Raw genomic sequence first — 17,571 nt, 5'->3', positions numbered from 1 at the left:
ACACCAGCGCTAGTCAGTACAAAAAATGCCGGAAGTGTTCCACCACAACCGGCATCCAAATTTCTCTGGTTCGTCGTTCCACCGACTTCCAGATCATTTCTAACAGATCGAAACTATTAGCAACCAAAATTATGCAAAAATTAATACGTATCAAGCCTGATACCCGGCGACTTCTCATGCGAATAAGTTTGCTCCAATCAATTTTAATGGCAGTGCTCGTAACGGTATCATACGCGCGTGAAGGTTCCGCGCAAACGATACTGAACAAAGAAGTTACACTCAATCTAAACGACGCCTCCCTCGAAAAGGCGTTGAACCAGATCCAGAGTCAGACTGAAATCAAGTTCATATATAGCAGTAAAGTACCTTTAAATCAGCATATTAACTTAAAAGTTACTGACCAGAAACTGTCCGTGGTATTGAACAAAATATTGGTACCAAATGGCATCAATTACACGGTTGTAAATCAGCAAATTATGCTGACCCGCATTAAAACTATAGAGAAACCGACCAGCGAGTTGTTGCCTAATATTACAGTAAAACCTTTGCCGATCAGTGAATTAAATGTCAAAGGAAAAGTAATATCGAGCGACGATCAGACTCCGTTGCCGGGCGTAAGTATCGTTTTAAAGGGAACATCAACCGGGGCCGTAACCGACAGCAAGGGTGAATATTCGATAAACGTACCCAATCCGCAAGCTAAACTGGTATTTAGTTTTGTCGGTTATCTGAGCCAGGAGGTGGAAGTCGGAAACCAAACTACGCTGGATATTACACTTCAAACAGATAATAAAGCCCTTGAAGAACTTGTGGTTGTTGGATATGGTACTCAAAAAAGAGTAAACCTGACAGGCGCTGTGACTCAAATTCAGGCCAAAGAGCTGGAAGACCGCCCACTCAACAATATGTCACAAATATTGCAGGGGATGGTTCCAAACCTTAATATCACCTTCGGAACGGGACAGCCTGGCTCGGGCGGAAACCTGAATATCAGAGGAGAAACGTCGATCAACGGCGGTGGCCCACTCGTGATGATCGATGGTGTTCCCGGCGATATCAACCGTATCAACCCAGCGGATGTCGAGTCAGTTTCTGTTTTGAAAGATGCTGCGGCGTCTGCTATATATGGTGCTCGCGGGGCTTTCGGTGTGATTCTGATCACCACAAAATCAGCAAAAAACGGAAAGACAACGGTTAATTATTCCAACAATTTTGGATGGTCCAAACCAACCGTCAGCACCGACTTCATGACCAACGGATATGAAAGCACGATGCTGAATGACGAAGCTTTCCGGAGAGCTACTGGAAACACTTATACCCGCTATTCGGACGAAGATTATGCGGAACTGGAAGCACGTAAGAATGATAAAACAGAGAATCCTGAAAGACCATGGGTTGTTGTGAAGAACGTCAACGGTAAGGATATCTATAACTACTATGGAAACTACGACTGGTGGAACACGATATTCGATATGTCGATGCCCAAGCGTCAGCACAACCTGAATATCTCCGGTGGCAATAACAAAGTTGATTATTTCATATCCGGTTCTGTGTTTGAGCAGGATGGGATTATGCGCATCAACAAAGACAAATTCACCTCATACACGCTGAGAACGAAGATTAACGCCAACCTGACTCCGTGGCTAAAGGTGAGCAACAATACCCAGTACTACGACAACGTCTACACTTACCCCGGTCTCGAAGGCGGTGCAAACAGCAACTTTGTCGCTATCACTGTACATGCATTACCTGCCTACGCTCCCCGCAACCCCGATGGAACAGCCACCTACAATACGCTGAAAAACAACTACTCCATCGGAGACGGTCTGTTTGCCAATTTGCTGGACGGTACAGCAGGCGGCGCCAAGAAAGTTCATGAATTCCGTACGATCAATGCCGTGACAATTGATTTCACCAAAAACTGGAATTTCGTTGCTAACCACTCGTACTCTTTTTATATAGCGGACGACTGGTATAGGTCTGCTGTGGCGCAATACTCCGTTCAACCGGGGATATTGGCCCCTGTACCTAATTACAATGTGGACCAGCTCAAGAAAACATTCTGGTTCGACCCAACAAGTGTTTTCAACGCTTATTCGTCTTATAATCATACGTTTGGGAAGCATTATTTTGGCTTAATGGCCGGTGTGAATTCGGAGCAGATGAAACATCAGAGATTATATGGTTCAAGAAAAAACCTCCTCTCCGAAAGCCTGAATGATCTTAATCTTGGAACAGGAGAGCAATTGACTGAGGGCGGTTCGTATGAATATGCACTATTTGGTGCTTTCTTCAGAGTGAATTATGATTACGAGGGAAAATACCTCTTGGAAGTGAATGGGCGCTACGACGGTACTTCCCGTTTCGGTGAAGGATCGCGATATGGCTTTTTTCCATCATTCTCTGCCGGATGGCGTGTGAGCGAAGAAAAATTCTTTTCGGGAGCAAAAAATATCATTAACAATTTGAAATTCAGGGCTTCATACGGAACGCTTGGAAATCAGTTGCCGTCCAATACAGCATCCGCAAGTTTCTATCCATATATACCGATGATGCCAACGAGTCTTTCAAGCTGGATCGACGGCGGACAGAAATTACAATATGTGAGCAATCCAAGACCAATATCACCCAACCTCACCTGGGAAAAAGCGACTACCGCAAACTTCGGCGTTGATGCTAATTTTTTCAAAAACAAACTGAGCATGACGCTGGACCTTTACAAACGTCAGACGAAGGATATGCTCATTCCCGGACAGGTACTTCCTGCTGTATTCGGAGCAACCGTTCCTACCCAAAATGCCGGGGATTTGGAAACAAAAGGTTTCGAGCTCACATTGGGATGGAACGACCAGTTTAAGCTGGCTGGAAAACCATTCTCATATAATGTAACGGCGATGCTGTCTGATTACAAGTCGTATATCACCAAATTTGACAACCCTAATAACCTGCTGACCAGCCGTTATGTGGGTCAAAGAATGGGTGAAATCTGGGGCTATTCCGTAGCAGGATTGTTCAAAACGGATCAGGAAGCAGCTGATTATAAAGTCGATCAGAAGCTGGTCAATACCCAGCGTTTGAAAGCTCCCGGCGACTGGGCTCGTTTGCAGGCTGGAGATATGAAATTCATTGACGTAAACGGCGATGGAAAAATTGACCAGGGAGCGAATACGCTATCCGATCACGGTGATATCAAAGTGATTGGAAATGCTAATCCACGTTATCGCTTTGGATTTAATATGGGCGCCAACTGGTCAGGTTTTGATCTGTCCGTATTTGTGCAGGGAATTCTGAAAAGAAACTGGTACCCGGGAAATAATGCCGACAAATTCTGGGGGCCTTATTCTCGTCCATATTATTCTTTCATCCCAAAAGACTTTCAGAAAGATGTATGGACACCTGAAAATCCGGATGCTTATTTCCCATTGCTGCGTGGTTATGAGGCACTTAATGGTGGCGGCGAACTGAATGTATACAATGATCGCTACCTGCAGAACATTGGCTATATCCGCTTGAAAAATGTTGTGGTTGGGTACACTATCCCGGCTTCTATCACCAGTAAGGTAAAACTTTCGAAAGTTCGTGTTTATATCAGCGGCGAAAACCTGTTGACCGGCACCAAGTTAAGAAGCAAATATATTGATCCTGAGCAATTTGATGGCGATGCTACCAATGGTAGAACTTACCCGCTTTCAAAAACCATTTCAGCGGGTCTCAATCTTAATTTCTAATCATGATGAGCAATACTATTATGAAACGGCTATATATCATACTGTTTATATCATTGGGGATCATCTCGTGCGACCTTAACAGGACTCCATTAGACGCGATTTCCCCTGACGTTTTCTTCAATACACAAAATGATCTGATCCTTTATACAAACTCATTTTATAACGCCATGCCTTCTGCGGAAGATGTTTATAATGAGGATGTCGATAATGTTGTAAAAACTGCTTTACGGGATGAACTGCAGGGAACCCGCGTAGTGCCGACATCAGGTGGCGGCTGGGATTGGGGAACTCTTCGAAATATTAACTACTTCCTTGCGAATTCCGGCAAATGTCCGGATAAGCCTGCAGTGGCAAAATACAACGGACTTGCGCGTTTTTTCAGAGCATACTTCTATTTTGGAATGGTGAAACGTTTTGGAGACGTGCCCTGGTACTCAGGTGTGATCGAAACTTCCGACGAAGATTTGCTAACGCATCCGCGCGATTCAAGAGCCATGGTAATGGATTCTGTTATGGCAGACATCGACAATGCAATCGCCAATCTGGACGCTGGAAAAAAGGTATATGGTATCACTAAATGGACGGCACTTGCACTGAAATCGCGTGTTGCGCTATATGAAGGCACATTCCGTAAATACCATCCTGAAATGAGCCTGCCGAATTCTGACAAGTTTCTGGATGCCGCGATCAGCGCGTCTGAGGATTTGATTAAAAACAGCGGGTACAGGATATACACTGCGACGCCTGCAACGGCTTATTTGAAATTATTTTCGTCAGACAATGCCATTCCTGATGAGATCATATTGGCAAGAGATTTCAGCGACGAACTTCAGGTGTATCACAACCTGAATTACTATACGATGACAGCTTCATATGGCCGTCCCGGACTGGAGAAAAGTCTAGTTAACAGCTATCTGATGGCTGACGGAACCCGTTTTACGGATAAACCAGGTTACGACAAACTTCAATATTATGATGAAGTTCAAAATCGTGATCCACGTTTAAGCCAGACTATTCGCACCCCTGGATATACCCGTATTGGTGAAACAGCGAAGCTTGTTCCCGAATTTGGAGCAACTGTAACGGGATATCAGCTGATTAAATTTGTGTCTACTCCGAAATGGGATACTTTCTCAAAGGATATCACCGACATGCCTATTTTCAGATATGCAGAGGTGCTCCTGAACTACGCAGAAGCAAAAGCGGAAAAGGGTACACTTACCCAGGCGGATCTTGATATGAGCATCAAGCCAATCCGCGACCGTGTGGGTATGCCGAATATCGACCTGGCCAAAGCCAATGCAAATCCTGATCCATATATCGCCGGACTTTATTCCAAAATTTCAGGTTCGAATACAGGAGTAATTCTTGAGATTCGGCGTGAAAGACAAGTGGAACTTGTCATGGAAAACTTCCTCCGTTGGGATGATATCGTTCGCTGGAAAGAAGGCCAAAAACTAACCAAGCAATTCAAAGGCATGTACTTCCCCGGAACCGGAAGCTTCGACCTTGACAAAAACGGCACGATTGACGTGGTGATTTATGAGGGCACAAAACCGGTTGTAGCGGGTGCACAAATCCTGAAATTAGGCAGCGATATCAATCTGGAAAATGGAAATCAGGGTGGAAATATCATCGTAAATGGTCATATCACTAAGAAATTCGATGAGAACCGCGATTACTTGTATCCGCTTCCAACTCAGGAATTATTGCTAAACAAAAACCTGAAACAAAACCCAAACTGGTAATAATATCACGCTGGCCCGACGAGAGTTGGGCCAGCACAAATTACTGATAACAAAGGCTTTGGGCAAACAGGTGTGAGCCTGGCAAATACCTGAAAGCCTACTGTTGACCGCAGAAGTTCCAATATTCCTAAACTCTTAACTATGCTTTCTGATCGCCGTTCGTTTCTTGAAAAAATGTCCGCGCTGGGCGCGCTAAGTCTCCTGCCTACCGTAACTAATGCGGCAGAACCGGATGAACCACACGATTTTGCAGTGGGACCATATCTTCAAAATATGGGTCCCCAGCAAATTACCATTATGTGTGTTACTAAAAAGAACTGCTTCACCTGGGTTGAATATGGCGAAGGCACTTACACCAGCAAAAGGGAGTTCGGGTACAACAACGGGCTCATTGAGGCTAACAACCGAATCAATAAAATCACGTTGGAAAACCTGAAACCGGGTCGGCCTCATAAGTATAAAATCGTTTCTACGGAGATACTGGAATATAAAGGTTCCAAAGTTATTTTTGGCGAAACGATATCAAGTCCGTTGCTTTCGTTTACTACGCCCGCTGAGGTTGAGGACGAAATCAAAGTTGTCATTTTCAATGACATACACGACCGGCCGCAGATTATCCCGCAACTCCTGTACCGTCACGGATTTACTGGAAACACGCGTGACTACGACTTTGTAGTCTTCAACGGTGACTGTTTTGACTGGGTCAATAATGAACAGCAAATGATTGATCATTTGATCCAGCCTTCCATTGACATCTTCGCTTCCGAATTTCCCCTTCTGCTAACCCAGGGCAATCACGAATGCCGTGGGAGCTTTTCAAGGCATATCCCGGAGTATTTCGCTTATCCGGATGATAAATACTATTTCTCATTTCGGCGCGGTCCGATCCATTTTCTGGTACTCGACTCGGGAGAAGACAAAACCGACGACAGCGTTGAATATGGCGGGCTTTCTGCCTTTGACCGTTATCGCGAGAAACAGGCCAAATGGCTCGAAAAAGAAATTCAGTCAGAGGCTTTCAAGAAAGCACCATTCAGAGTGCTACTGATTCATATATCACCCTATCATTCGGGCGATTGGCATGGAACCACTCACTGCCGGCAGGTCTTTGGCGCATTGCTCAATAAGGCGGGATTCGACCTGCAGATTTCCGGGCATACACATCGCTACATGACGCACCAACCTGATGGAGACCACAACTACCCTATCTTCATTGGTGGCGGACCGCTGGAAGGGAACCGGACCCTTATGAAGCTAAAAGCCAATACCAAAGAGCTTAGTCTGAAGATGATCAGAGACGATGGCGAGGTCGTTGGAAATATTACTATTCCTAGAAAAAAATAACAGAACAATCAACAAAAAGACAATCAAAAGAGGAATATTACCATACCACATTCCTCTTTTGACTGTAACTTAATGCAGCCATCCCATAGCAGATAATCCCCTTATATCATTCTATAAGGCATATTTTCCTCAACGCTTATCAATTCCTGATATCTCTTCAATAAATAATACCACGGGACTGCTCTCCTTTAAAATTTTGATTTTAATTCAATATTAAATTATCATTTTTTTAATAGCACATTCTTAACGGCCTTAAGTAATCCTCCTCTCCCCCGTCCGAGTACATTTGCCCAAATTTTTATAATATGATTAAACTTATGCTATTCCCCAAACAGACAAGACTGGCCACGATGGGTAAATCTACCCTCTCCAGTCTCAAGTATGCATTCTCGGTGGCGCTGATTTCGCAGACCGGATATGCGATGCCTACGGCTATTCCGATACCAAAACTTCATGGAAACGGAATTGAAATCTCACCGGTTTCTGTTTCAAAACAGGATATCAATGTAAAAGGAAATGTAACGGCGGCCGACGGAAGCGGTGCACTTCCAGGAGTGAGTGTCGTGCTAAAAGGCTCGTCAATCGGGACAACCACAGACGCCAATGGTGACTTTCAGTTGGCCGTAACCTCGCCTGAATCTGTACTTATTTTCAGCTTCGTCGGGTATGAATCGAAAGAAGTGAAAGTCGGGAGTCAGTCGACGATCAATATCACGCTCGGTGCGGATACCAAAGCGTTGAATGAGATTGTGGTGGTTGGATATGGTACTCAGAAAAAGGCAAACCTGACGGGCGCCGTTGACCAGATAACCAGCAAAGTACTGGAAAACAGAGCTTTACCAAACTTAACCCAGGGTCTTCAAGGTGTTATCCCCAACTTAAACATCACAATGGGTGACGGAAAACCGACCCAATCCCCTACTTATAATATCCGGGGAGCGGCCACAATTGGAACTGGCTCCAACGGAGGTGCTGCCCTGGTATTGATTGACGGTGTTGAAGGTGATCCAAGCCGTATCAACCCAAGCGACGTGGCAAGTGTATCGGTGTTGAAAGACGCTGCATCGGCCGCTATTTACGGCGCAAGAGGCGCTTTTGGTGTGGTCTTGATCACTACCAAAACTCCGGTAAAAGACAGAACGACTGTGAGCTACACGCTTAATCATTCGATCAAAAAACCGATCGCAGTGCCCGACTTTGTAACCGATGGATATACTTTCGCCAAAATGTTCAACGAGGGCTGGAGCGCATGGAACGACTATTCGCAAACTCCTCAGAACGTAAATAAAACGGTGAAATTCTCTCAGGCATATCTGGCAGAATTTGAAAGGAGATCGAAAGATCCGAGCTTGCCAAAAACTGACGTGGATCCTGCTACGGGAGAATATGTGTACTATGAAAACATGGACTGGTACAAGGAGCTTTATAAGAAAAATACAAGCGCCACGGAACACAATCTGACCGTATCGGGCGGAAATAAAAAAGCCGACTTCCTGATTACGGGTCGCTATTATGGCCAGGATGGTCTTTTCAAATACAACACCGACGATTATAAATTGTATAGTTTCCGGGCAAAAGGCTCGCTTCAACTGTATCCCTGGTTGACGGTTACCAATAACGCCGACTTCTCTTCGATGAAATACCACAACCCGCTCAATGTTGGTGAAGGTGGCTCGATATGGAGAAATATTTCGGACGAGGGCCATACGATGGCACCGATGTTCAACCCCGACGGAACATTGACCTACTCCGCTGCATATACTGTCGGCGATTTCTGGTATGGCAAAAACGGGATAGATATGGACAAACGTGTTTTCAGAAATACGACCAGCTTTGAGTCTAAATTCTTCAACGACGTGTTTGGTGTTAAAGGAAATTTCACATTTCAGGGAACGGACAATAATGAATATCGTCGCCGTGTGCCGGTTCCTTACAGCCGCAAACCCGGGGTAATTGAATATGTGGGCGCCAACACGAACGATCTTCAGAATTTATATAGAACCACGCTTTATACTGCTACCAACCTTTACGCTGAATTTGAGCCACAGATTGGCAAAGATCATTATTTCAAAGTTCTGGCGGGCTTCAACGATGAGCAGTCGGTTTATCGCAGATTGGAAACGGTGAGAAACGGATTGATATATGAAGATGCAACTGACATGAATCTGGCCCTTGGGCAGTCAATAACGACTGGCGGCGGTTGGGATAAATGGGCTATCCTCGGTGGTTTTTATAGATTAAATTATTCGTACAAAGAGAGATACCTGATCGAATTCAACGGTCGTTATGATGGATCATCCAAATTCCCTTCAAACCAGCGATATGCTTTTTTCCCGTCAGTATCCGCAGGCTGGAGAGTATCGAACGAAGGATTCTGGAAGGTTTCGCCAAAAGCAATATCGGAGCTTAAACTGCGCGGGTCATATGGTTCACTTGGAAACGGGAACATCGACTCTTATATGTTCCAGGAAAAGTTTTCTATATCGCAATCAGGCAGGATACTCAACGGCGTTCGTCCTCAGCAATCAGGACAGCCTAATGTTTTGCCAAACGGATTAACCTGGGAAACTTCGAGCACCGCTGACTTGGGGATAGACCTTTCGATGCTGAGCAACCGACTTACTTTCAACGCGGATGTGTACCAGCGCAAAACGACAGGTATGTTCACGGTGGGTATGACTCAGCCAGCTGTTTTCGGAACTGACGTTCCAAAAGGTAACTATGCTGATATGACAACAAAAGGCTGGGAGGCTTCTCTGGTTTGGCACGATCAGTTTACTGCAGGTGCTAAACCGTTTAATTATTCGGTTCGCCTGACGATGGCGGATTATACAGCAAAAATCGATAAGTATAACAACACAGATCTTCGGTTGACCGATTATTATACCGGACAGACCGTCGGGGAAATCTGGGGATATACCAATAACGGCTATTTCACCTCCACAGACGATATCAATAATTCGCCAAAACAGATCTTAACAAAGGCTTCCAATACAGGAAAATTATTGCCTGGAGATATCAAGTTCGCAGATTTGAACGGGGACGGACAAATTAATAATGGTGATAACACTGTGACCAATCCGGGCGACAGAAGGGTGATCGGTAACTCTCTCCCGAGATATACTTACGGAATTACACTAAGCGCTGACTGGAACAACTTCTTCATTTCGGGCTTCGCACAGGGAGTTGGCCATCAGGACTGGTATCCTGGAGCGGAAGCTGCAAACTTCTGGGGACAATATAACCGTCCGTACAACAAGATTCCAACCTGGCAGATGGGCAATATATGGTCGGAAGAAAACCCGGATGCATATCTGCCAAGATACAAAGGATATGTGGCGCAAAACGGGTCAGGAGAGCTAAAACAGGAGCAAACCAAATACCTGCAAAACATTGCATATCTGCGACTTAAGAATGTTCAGGTCGGATATAACATTCCATTATCCCTGATCAGCAAGATCAAAATGTCTACCGCAAGAATATATATATCCGGTGATAACCTGCTGACATTCTCGCCACTTTACAAAGTGACCAAAGATATCGACGTGGAAAATACAGGCGCATCTGACAGAGTGGTGACAGACGGAAACAGTGGAAACGCCAACAATTATCCGATCCTCAAAGGATTCACATTTGGCTTGTCCGCAACGTTTTAATTTGTCTGGCAAGAAGATGCAAGGGAGGCTAGAACTCAAAACAATAAATAATCCCTTTTTGTGTCTTCGCGCCTTTGTGGCAAATATCACCCGTCCGGAGCAAGTGAAGTATTAAAAATTAAATGAAAACAACAATGAAAAATACATATATAGGCCTGCTTTTGATGATATGCCTCTTCGCAGGCGCATGTCAGGATCTGGATCAGGTACCGCAGTCGACGGCTGATAAAAATGCAGTTTTTGGAAGTGAGAAAGGACTCGAATTATACTCTACCTCCTTTTACAATATACTGCCGACAGGTGGCGATATTATTCGTGCCGATGAAATGACGGATTTTGGAGCACGCTCACAAGTACCTGATTTCTTGAGAGATGGCGCATTTGGTCCACGTCAAAGCTCTGGCTGGGATTGGTCGCAACTTCGAAATATCAATTATTTCCTTGTGAATAATAACATGCAAACTGTTCCTGCTGATGCACGCAAGCACTATACCGCACTTGCGCGATTCTTTAGAGCCGTTTTCTACTTCAATAAAGTGAAAAGATTTGGCGACGTGCCATGGTATAATACGCCACTGGAAGTCAACGATCCGGCCCTCTACAACCCACGCGATCCACGAACGATGGTAATGGATTCGGTTTTAGCCGACATCAACTACGCCTGTGAAAACATACGTACGACGACTGACAATACCAGAAGCCTTATCACGAAGTCGGTAGCATATGGTATGAAATCGAGGATTTGTTTGTTTGAAGGGACATTCCGCAAATACCAGACAAGCTATAACCTGCAGGGAACTGCTGACAAGTGGTTGAATGAGGCAGTATCTGCATCTGAAAAGGTGATATCGGACGGAGGTTTTTCTCTCAACCAAACCGGTGGAAACGAGAAATCATATCGCCAGCTGTTCACCAACAATACGCCAGTCACCAACGAAGTAATGCTCTCGTTTGTCTGCGACCCTGCGGTGAGTGTATATAATGACGCTAACTGGTGGTGGACGAGCTCGACATATGGTGCGCGTTTGAGCTTTAACAGAACATTTGTCAATACTTATCTGAACCTTGACGGAACACCATTCACGGACAATGCGGGTTACAAGACGATGACTTTTGCAAACGAGGTAAAAGGACGTGACAAAAGATTGCAACAGACGATCCGCATGGGTAGCTATAAACGAATAAATGGTGGAAAAGAAGAAGCAGCTCCGCCAGTATTCTCATATACTTACACTGGATACCAACCCATTAAATGGTGTCTTGATGATACATATTATGACGGCGGAACGAGAAATATCAATTCGATTGCGATGATGCGATATGCCGAAATATTGCTAAATCTTGCCGAAGCTAAACAAGAACTCGGGACATTTACAGACTCTGACTGGGCCAAAACGATCGGCGCGCTTCGGGGCCGGGCTGGTATTACAGGCGGCCTTTCTGCGAAACCAACCAAAATTGATACTTATTTCCAGACTAACTATTTCCCTGCAATCAATGATGCGACTTTGTTGGAAATTCGTCGTGAAAGAGGCATCGAACTTTGCCTGGAAGGCTTCCGCTTCCATGATATCATTCGTTGGAAACGAGGCGAGTTAATGGAACAGGAATGGAATGGTTTCTATGTTCCTGCACTCGACCAGCCAATGGATCTGAATGAAGACGGCGTGATGGACGTAATCTTTGTAAAAACAATGCCAACAACTCCTGTTGCCGGTCTTACCTATATCAATGTTGCGGAAACAACCAGCTCAGGGCCGAATCCGCAGCGTCTGAAAAACGATACATCAGGAGAAATCACCTGGCTGAACAACGTGCCACGTAACTGGGAGGAGAAAAATTACCTCTATCCGATCCCGGAAACTGACAGATTGTTTAATCCGAAATTGGGCCAAAACGCGGGCTGGTAATACGCTATTTCGCGCTCAGCTAATAAAAAACATAGAGTAATTAGAGGCCAGTAGACCGCTTTACTCTATGTTTACCTTTTTTTACAGCACAACCTTTTAATCTATTCCAATGCAAAAAATCCTAGTTACCGTATTATTCCTATTTCTTTTTGTATGTGTCACTCACGCGCAAAAATCCAAGTCCTCCGAACTAACTATTGCCACATACAACCTTAGATATAACAACCAGGGCGACGGTGTGAACGCATGGCCGAACCGCAAGGAAAACGTAAAGGCTTTGGTACAATTCCATGATTTTGACATTTTTGGAACACAGGAAGCGCTTCGTGGCCAATTGAATGACGTTGCTGAATTAAAAGATTTTGCATTTATCGGGAAAGGGCGTGACGATGGCAAGGAAGGTGGCGAGCACTCGGCCATTTTCTACAAGAAAAGCAGGTTCAATGTCCTTGAATCCGGTGATTTCTGGTTAAGCGAAACGCCTGACAAACCGGGTTTGGGTTGGGATGCAAAATGCTGCAACCGTATCGCTTCCTGGGCGAAATTTATGGATACTACATCTGGTAAAGAATTCTATTTCTTCAATGTACACTTCGATCACCAGGGCGTTGAAGCACGTCGCCAATCTGGATATCTGATGGTTAAAAAGATCAAGGAGATAGCCGGAAACTCCATCACAATCTTAACCGGAGACTTCAATTCTACGCCGGAAACAGAGCAGATTAAAACCATCAGCGGTTTACTTAAAGACTCCCACGACGTAACGGAACAGAAGCCATATGGCCCCGAGGGAACATTCAACAGCTTCAAATTTGACGCACCGATGGATAAACGCATCGACTACATATTCGTGAGCAAAGGCGTCGAAGTAAAGAAATATGGTGTACTGACAGACGCAAAAGAACAACGCTATCCATCAGACCATCAACCGGTAATGATTCGGGCGGTGTTGAAATAGCTTTTAGCTTTTAGCTTTTAGCTAGCAAAGCCTGTCCATCGAACAATTGCTCTAAAGCTGGTCGATTTCTGGCCGGCTTTTTTGGTAATTGCTTATGATATAGGTGACTCAATCAAATCGACCAACCCAGCTATCGGCAAGACTGAGTAGGTTTAAAACCATTCAAGTCTATACAGCCCCTCCTCCCTTTCCTCCCCTCCTCCCTTTTATCCCCTCCTCCCTTTCATCCCTTATCAAAGTTCCGCAATATACTTTTGCCCACCCAAATACCTCATTTGCCTTACAATCTGGCCGGTACGCTTGTTCACATACGCAGACGGATTTTTGATCGAAAAACGTATTGGATTGGGTAGAACCGCAGCTATTCTTGCGGCTTCGTATCTCGATAAGTTTTTGGCCGATTTTTTATAGTATCTAAGCGATGCGGCTTCAACTCCGAAGGTCATTTCGCCCATTTCGGCTACGTTAAGATATACTTCCAATATGCGCTCCTTGTCCCAAATGAGTTCAATCAATATAGTAAAATAAGCTTCAAGGCCTTTTCGGATAAAGCTTCTGCCGTGCCATAAGAAAACGTTTTTAGCGACCTGCTGAGAAATCGTACTTGCGCCTCTGGCTCGCTTTCGCTTTTCTGTCATCGCATCGTAAATTTCATCAAAATCAAATCCCCAGTGATTTGGGAAATTCTGATCCTCCGACGCCACTACCGCCAGCGCGACTTCTTTTGAAATATTCTCATATGGCTCCCAGTCGTGGTGCAGTTCCGAATCTTTGTCTTCCCGAATCGCCTCGATCTTGCGCGAAATCATATATGGCGTTAACCAAACTGGTACGAATTTCAGTATCACCACCCAGACGAAGGAAATCACGACAAAATACAAGAAGAACCTTAGTCCAATAAACAGCAAACGACGAACCATACGAAACTTTAATCTTCCAAAATCGAAACCAAATCACAAAAGTGACGTACAAAGTACCGAAACTAATCAGGTTTAGACAAAGAATCGAGTGGCATTATATTAATTTTTCTATTCTTTCCTTTCTGTTTGCTATGAACGAAGATATTCTCAGTTTTATCTGGCGCTTTCAATACTTCGATTCGTCCGATTTGCAAACTTCTTCCGGCCAGATCGTCTCGGTAATTCATCCTGGTACTCAAAACACGGATTCGGGTCCGGATTTTTCAAATTGCAGAATTCAAATTGAAGGTATCAATTGGGCGGGAGCTATTGAAATCCACGTGAACGCTTCCGACTGGGATCGGCACGGCCATATGGATGACCAAAGCTACGAAAGCGTGGTCCTTCACGTGGTCTGGAATGACGACAAATTGCTGATCAGAAACGATGGCACCGAAATCCCAACTTTGTCATTAAACGGAAAAGTGCGCCATTCAATTTTGAAAAGATATGACCTTCTTCAAAATTCAACCGACTCCATACCATGCGGCAGTCAGTTCGTGGAGGTGAACAACATTCTCAAATTCTCGATGCTGGATCGCGTGCTTCTGGAACGCATGGATAAGAAGGCCCAGATGGTGTTGAATTTGTTGGAACAAAATCAAAATGACTGGGAAGAAACTGCATATCAATGGATTGGGCAACATTTCGGATTCAAATTGAACGATCCTTCATTTCTAAGGCTTTGTCAGATTACTCCATGGAAAACGGTCCGAAAATTACACACGGACCGACTGCAACTGGAGGCTTTGCTTTTCGGAAATGCGGGTTTGATCCCTGAAGATGAGGAAGATGAATTTATTGGAATTCTAAAAAAAGAATATACTTATCTATGTCAAAAATATGATATTCAAACAAGAATGAGTGGGCATGAATGGAAATTTCTTCGACTACGTCCGCCCGGATTTCCGACGGTTCGCCTATCGCAATTTGCTCACTTTCTTCAAAAAACGAGGAACATATTCTCAGATATCATTGCCGCGCGTGACGGAAAGTCCTACTTGATAACATTCAGTTTGAAACAATCCGAATATTGGACGCAGCATGTGATATTTGGCAAGAAAACAAAAGGCCTAGTCCCATTCATAGGAGAGTCAACACAAAATCTGTTGATAATCAACGCAGTGATACCCCTTCTGGTGGCACACTCCAAATGGAAACGGGAAGAACAATTTCCTCAACATGCGCTCGACCTGTTAGCGGCTATTCCATCTGAAAACAATAAAATTACACGACTTTGGGAAAGCCTTGATATGGCATGCAAAACCGCAGCCGACTCACAGGGTCTGATCGAATTGCACAACCAATATTGCATCCAAAAGCGTTGTCTGGAGTGTGCGGTTGGTCTGAATATACTGGCTGAAAAGAAAATTTAGCTTAACATTTTCTGAACCATTAAGTTGAGAATAGTTAAGTCTTAAGGACCCTTAATTTCTCATTGGTGCATAAAATTACCGCTACACCCTATTGATCAGATTCACTCCGGTTACGAGGAATACTGTTCCTACCAAGAACGGAACAACAGACTCCCATTTAGAAACTGTCAGCCCCAAAACTGGTTTTTCTGATAAAAATGCAACACAGGCGAATAACAAGACTGAAATACCTAGGAGTGTTAATAATGCGCCGAAAAAACGCCGAAAGCGTGTACCTTCCATTAAGATAAGATAAGGTGGATTCTTAAAAAGTTGAATATGTTGCAAAGCTATCAAAACCGAACCAATCCGCAACGCCAAAATCGGGTTATTGCACCGTCAGGCCCATTTTAATGCCTTCGTTGATCATATAGTTGTAAGCGGGCTCGTATTCATTCGGGATAATTCCTTCAATAATCGCCTCTCTTACAATTTCTTTGATGACGCCCACCTCTTTTGTAGGAGAAAGACCAAACGCCTTCATGATAATCTCACCGGATATTACAGGTTGGAAGTTCCGGAGTGTGTCACGCTCTTCCAGATCCTTCAGTTTCTGCTCAACCAGATCAAAATTATGCAGGTATTTCTTAACCTTTTCCGGGTTTTTCGAAGTGATATCCGCTCGACACAAAGCCATCAGGTCTTCAATATCTTCTCCTGCTTCAACCAATAGTCGTCGCATCGCGGAGTCCGTTATATCGCTCTTAGACAACACAATAGGTCGCAAATGAAGTCGAACAAGCTTTTTCACAAACCGCATTTTCTCATTCAACGGAAGCTTCATTCTCCTGAAAATAACAGGCACCATACGCGCTCCAACCTCCTCATGGTTATGAAATGACCAGCCAACTTTCTTGTCAAATTTCTTAGTAGCAGGTTTGGCTATATCATGCAATATCGCCGCCCAGCGAAGCCAAAGATCGTCGGTATGTTCTGCGACATTGTCCAGAACTTGTAGGGTATGGTAAAAGTTATCTTTGTGACCCTTCCCCTCAATATTCTCAACACCCTGCAATTCAACCATTTCCGGGAAAATGTAGTGCAGAAGACCGGAATGATATAGTAATTTAAATCCGTAAGAAGGGGTTTTTGAGAGGATGATTTTATTCAATTCATCCGATACTCTTTCCATTGAAACAATCGTGATCCTGTCTTTCATCGCGACGATTGCGTCAAAAGTATCCGGCTCAATATCAAAGTTAAGCTGAGAAGCAAAACGGATCGCCCGCATCATGCGGAGCGGATCGTCGGAGAAAGTAATACCGGGTTCCAGCGGAGTTTTGATGATTTTTTTTCGGAGGTCTCGGATGCCATCGAAAGGATCAATCAGATCACCATAAGTTTCTCGGTTCAGGCTCAACCCCAGTGCATTGATTGTGAAATCTCTCCGATTTTGATCATCCTGCAATGTACCGTCTTCCACTGCCGGCTTGCGAGATTCGGATCGGTAAGACTCTTTTCTTGCGCCGACAAATTCGACTTCCAAATCGCCCTGTCTGATTTGGGCCGTACCAAAATTCTTGAAAATGCTGACATGAACGTCGGAACCTAATTGGGAAGCCACCTCTTCTGCAAGTTCTATTCCACTACCTACCGACACGATGTCGATATCCTTCGAAGGGCGGTTTAAAATGAGATCTCGTACAAAACCACCAATAATATATACTTCAACTCCCAGCTTTTCTGAGGCTGTTACTACTTTGTTAAGTATCGGAAATTGATTTAACTGCTCTTTAAAATTCATGCCGCAAAGGTAATGTATACTCGCAACGAATGCATATGCATAAGGACCTTTACTCAGAAAACTTTCGGAGGCAACATTAGAAAAGTGAAGAAACGGAATTACATGAGTT

The 17,571-nt window shown here is 44.3% G+C and carries 9 protein-coding genes; 7 read left to right on the top strand and 2 right to left on the bottom strand.

Going from position 1 to position 17,571, the window contains the following annotated elements; translation table 11 throughout:
• Positions 1–131: 131 nt before the first annotated feature.
• The 6 genes from AC1XUD_RS02335 (at position 132) to AC1XUD_RS02310 (ending at position 13,344) form a co-directional block, all read left to right on the top strand.
• Positions 132–3,728, top strand: a complete 3,597-nt coding sequence (locus AC1XUD_RS02335; RefSeq protein ID WP_483359332.1) for a SusC/RagA family TonB-linked outer membrane protein — start codon at positions 132–134, stop codon at positions 3,726–3,728.
• A 2-nt stretch (positions 3,729–3,730) separates the two neighbouring features.
• Positions 3,731–5,476 (top strand): RagB/SusD family nutrient uptake outer membrane protein, encoded by a 1,746-nt coding sequence (locus AC1XUD_RS02330; RefSeq protein WP_483359331.1) that lies wholly within the window; start codon positions 3,731–3,733, stop codon positions 5,474–5,476.
• Positions 5,477–5,617: 141 nt separating this feature from the next.
• Positions 5,618–6,820, top strand: coding sequence for a metallophosphoesterase family protein (locus tag AC1XUD_RS02325; RefSeq protein ID WP_483359330.1), 1,203 nt, complete (start codon positions 5,618–5,620; stop codon positions 6,818–6,820).
• A gap of 305 nt (positions 6,821–7,125) precedes the next feature.
• On the top strand, positions 7,126–10,476 hold the full coding sequence (locus tag AC1XUD_RS02320) for a SusC/RagA family TonB-linked outer membrane protein (protein ID WP_483359329.1): 3,351 nt from the start codon (positions 7,126–7,128) through the stop codon (positions 10,474–10,476).
• Between the two features lie 134 nt (positions 10,477–10,610).
• Positions 10,611–12,386, top strand: a complete 1,776-nt coding sequence (locus AC1XUD_RS02315) for a RagB/SusD family nutrient uptake outer membrane protein (RefSeq protein ID WP_483359328.1) — start codon at positions 10,611–10,613, stop codon at positions 12,384–12,386.
• Between the two features lie 109 nt (positions 12,387–12,495).
• Positions 12,496–13,344: an endonuclease/exonuclease/phosphatase family protein gene (locus tag AC1XUD_RS02310; protein WP_483359327.1), complete on the top strand. Its 849-nt coding sequence runs from the start codon at positions 12,496–12,498 to the stop codon at positions 13,342–13,344.
• 233 nt (positions 13,345–13,577) lie between these two features.
• On the opposite strand, the gene mtgA is transcribed toward AC1XUD_RS02310, so the two are convergent.
• Positions 13,578–14,264 carry a monofunctional biosynthetic peptidoglycan transglycosylase gene (gene mtgA / locus AC1XUD_RS02305; RefSeq protein ID WP_483359326.1) on the bottom strand — a complete coding sequence of 229 codons (687 nt, stop codon included), beginning with the start codon at positions 14,262–14,264 and terminating at the stop codon, positions 13,578–13,580.
• A 131-nt stretch (positions 14,265–14,395) separates the two neighbouring features.
• Here mtgA and AC1XUD_RS02300 point away from each other — a divergent pair, with 131 nt between their 5' ends.
• Positions 14,396–15,679, top strand: coding sequence for a DUF2851 family protein (locus AC1XUD_RS02300; RefSeq protein ID WP_483359325.1), 1,284 nt, complete (start codon positions 14,396–14,398; stop codon positions 15,677–15,679).
• Positions 15,680–16,046: 367 nt separating this feature from the next.
• Here the strand turns inward: AC1XUD_RS02300 and AC1XUD_RS02295 are convergent, their stop codons facing one another.
• Complete coding sequence (locus AC1XUD_RS02295; RefSeq protein ID WP_483359324.1) at positions 16,047–17,462, bottom strand: CCA tRNA nucleotidyltransferase; 1,416 nt, start codon at positions 17,460–17,462, stop codon at positions 16,047–16,049.
• Positions 17,463–17,571: the final 109 nt, after the last annotated feature.

It is taken from the genome of Dyadobacter sp. HNCC25DJ184 (genome assembly GCF_056895215.1).
The sequence above is the reverse complement of the archived record's forward strand: the minus strand, read 5'-3'. Positions and strand labels throughout refer to the sequence as shown.

Coding starts and splice junctions, on each gene's coding strand:
- AC1XUD_RS02315 (WP_483359328.1), top strand. CDS start 10,611: ATGAAAAATACATATATAGGCCTGCTTTTGATGATATGCCTCTTCGCA.
- AC1XUD_RS02295 (WP_483359324.1), bottom strand. CDS start 17,462: ATGAATTTTAAAGAGCAGTTAAATCAATTTCCGATACTTAACAAAGTA.
- AC1XUD_RS02325 (WP_483359330.1), top strand. CDS start 5,618: ATGCTTTCTGATCGCCGTTCGTTTCTTGAAAAAATGTCCGCGCTGGGC.
- AC1XUD_RS02320 (WP_483359329.1), top strand. CDS start 7,126: ATGATTAAACTTATGCTATTCCCCAAACAGACAAGACTGGCCACGATG.
- mtgA (WP_483359326.1), bottom strand. CDS start 14,264: ATGGTTCGTCGTTTGCTGTTTATTGGACTAAGGTTCTTCTTGTATTTT.
- AC1XUD_RS02300 (WP_483359325.1), top strand. CDS start 14,396: ATGAACGAAGATATTCTCAGTTTTATCTGGCGCTTTCAATACTTCGAT.
- AC1XUD_RS02335 (WP_483359332.1), top strand. CDS start 132: ATGCAAAAATTAATACGTATCAAGCCTGATACCCGGCGACTTCTCATG.
- AC1XUD_RS02330 (WP_483359331.1), top strand. CDS start 3,731: ATGATGAGCAATACTATTATGAAACGGCTATATATCATACTGTTTATA.
- AC1XUD_RS02310 (WP_483359327.1), top strand. CDS start 12,496: ATGCAAAAAATCCTAGTTACCGTATTATTCCTATTTCTTTTTGTATGT.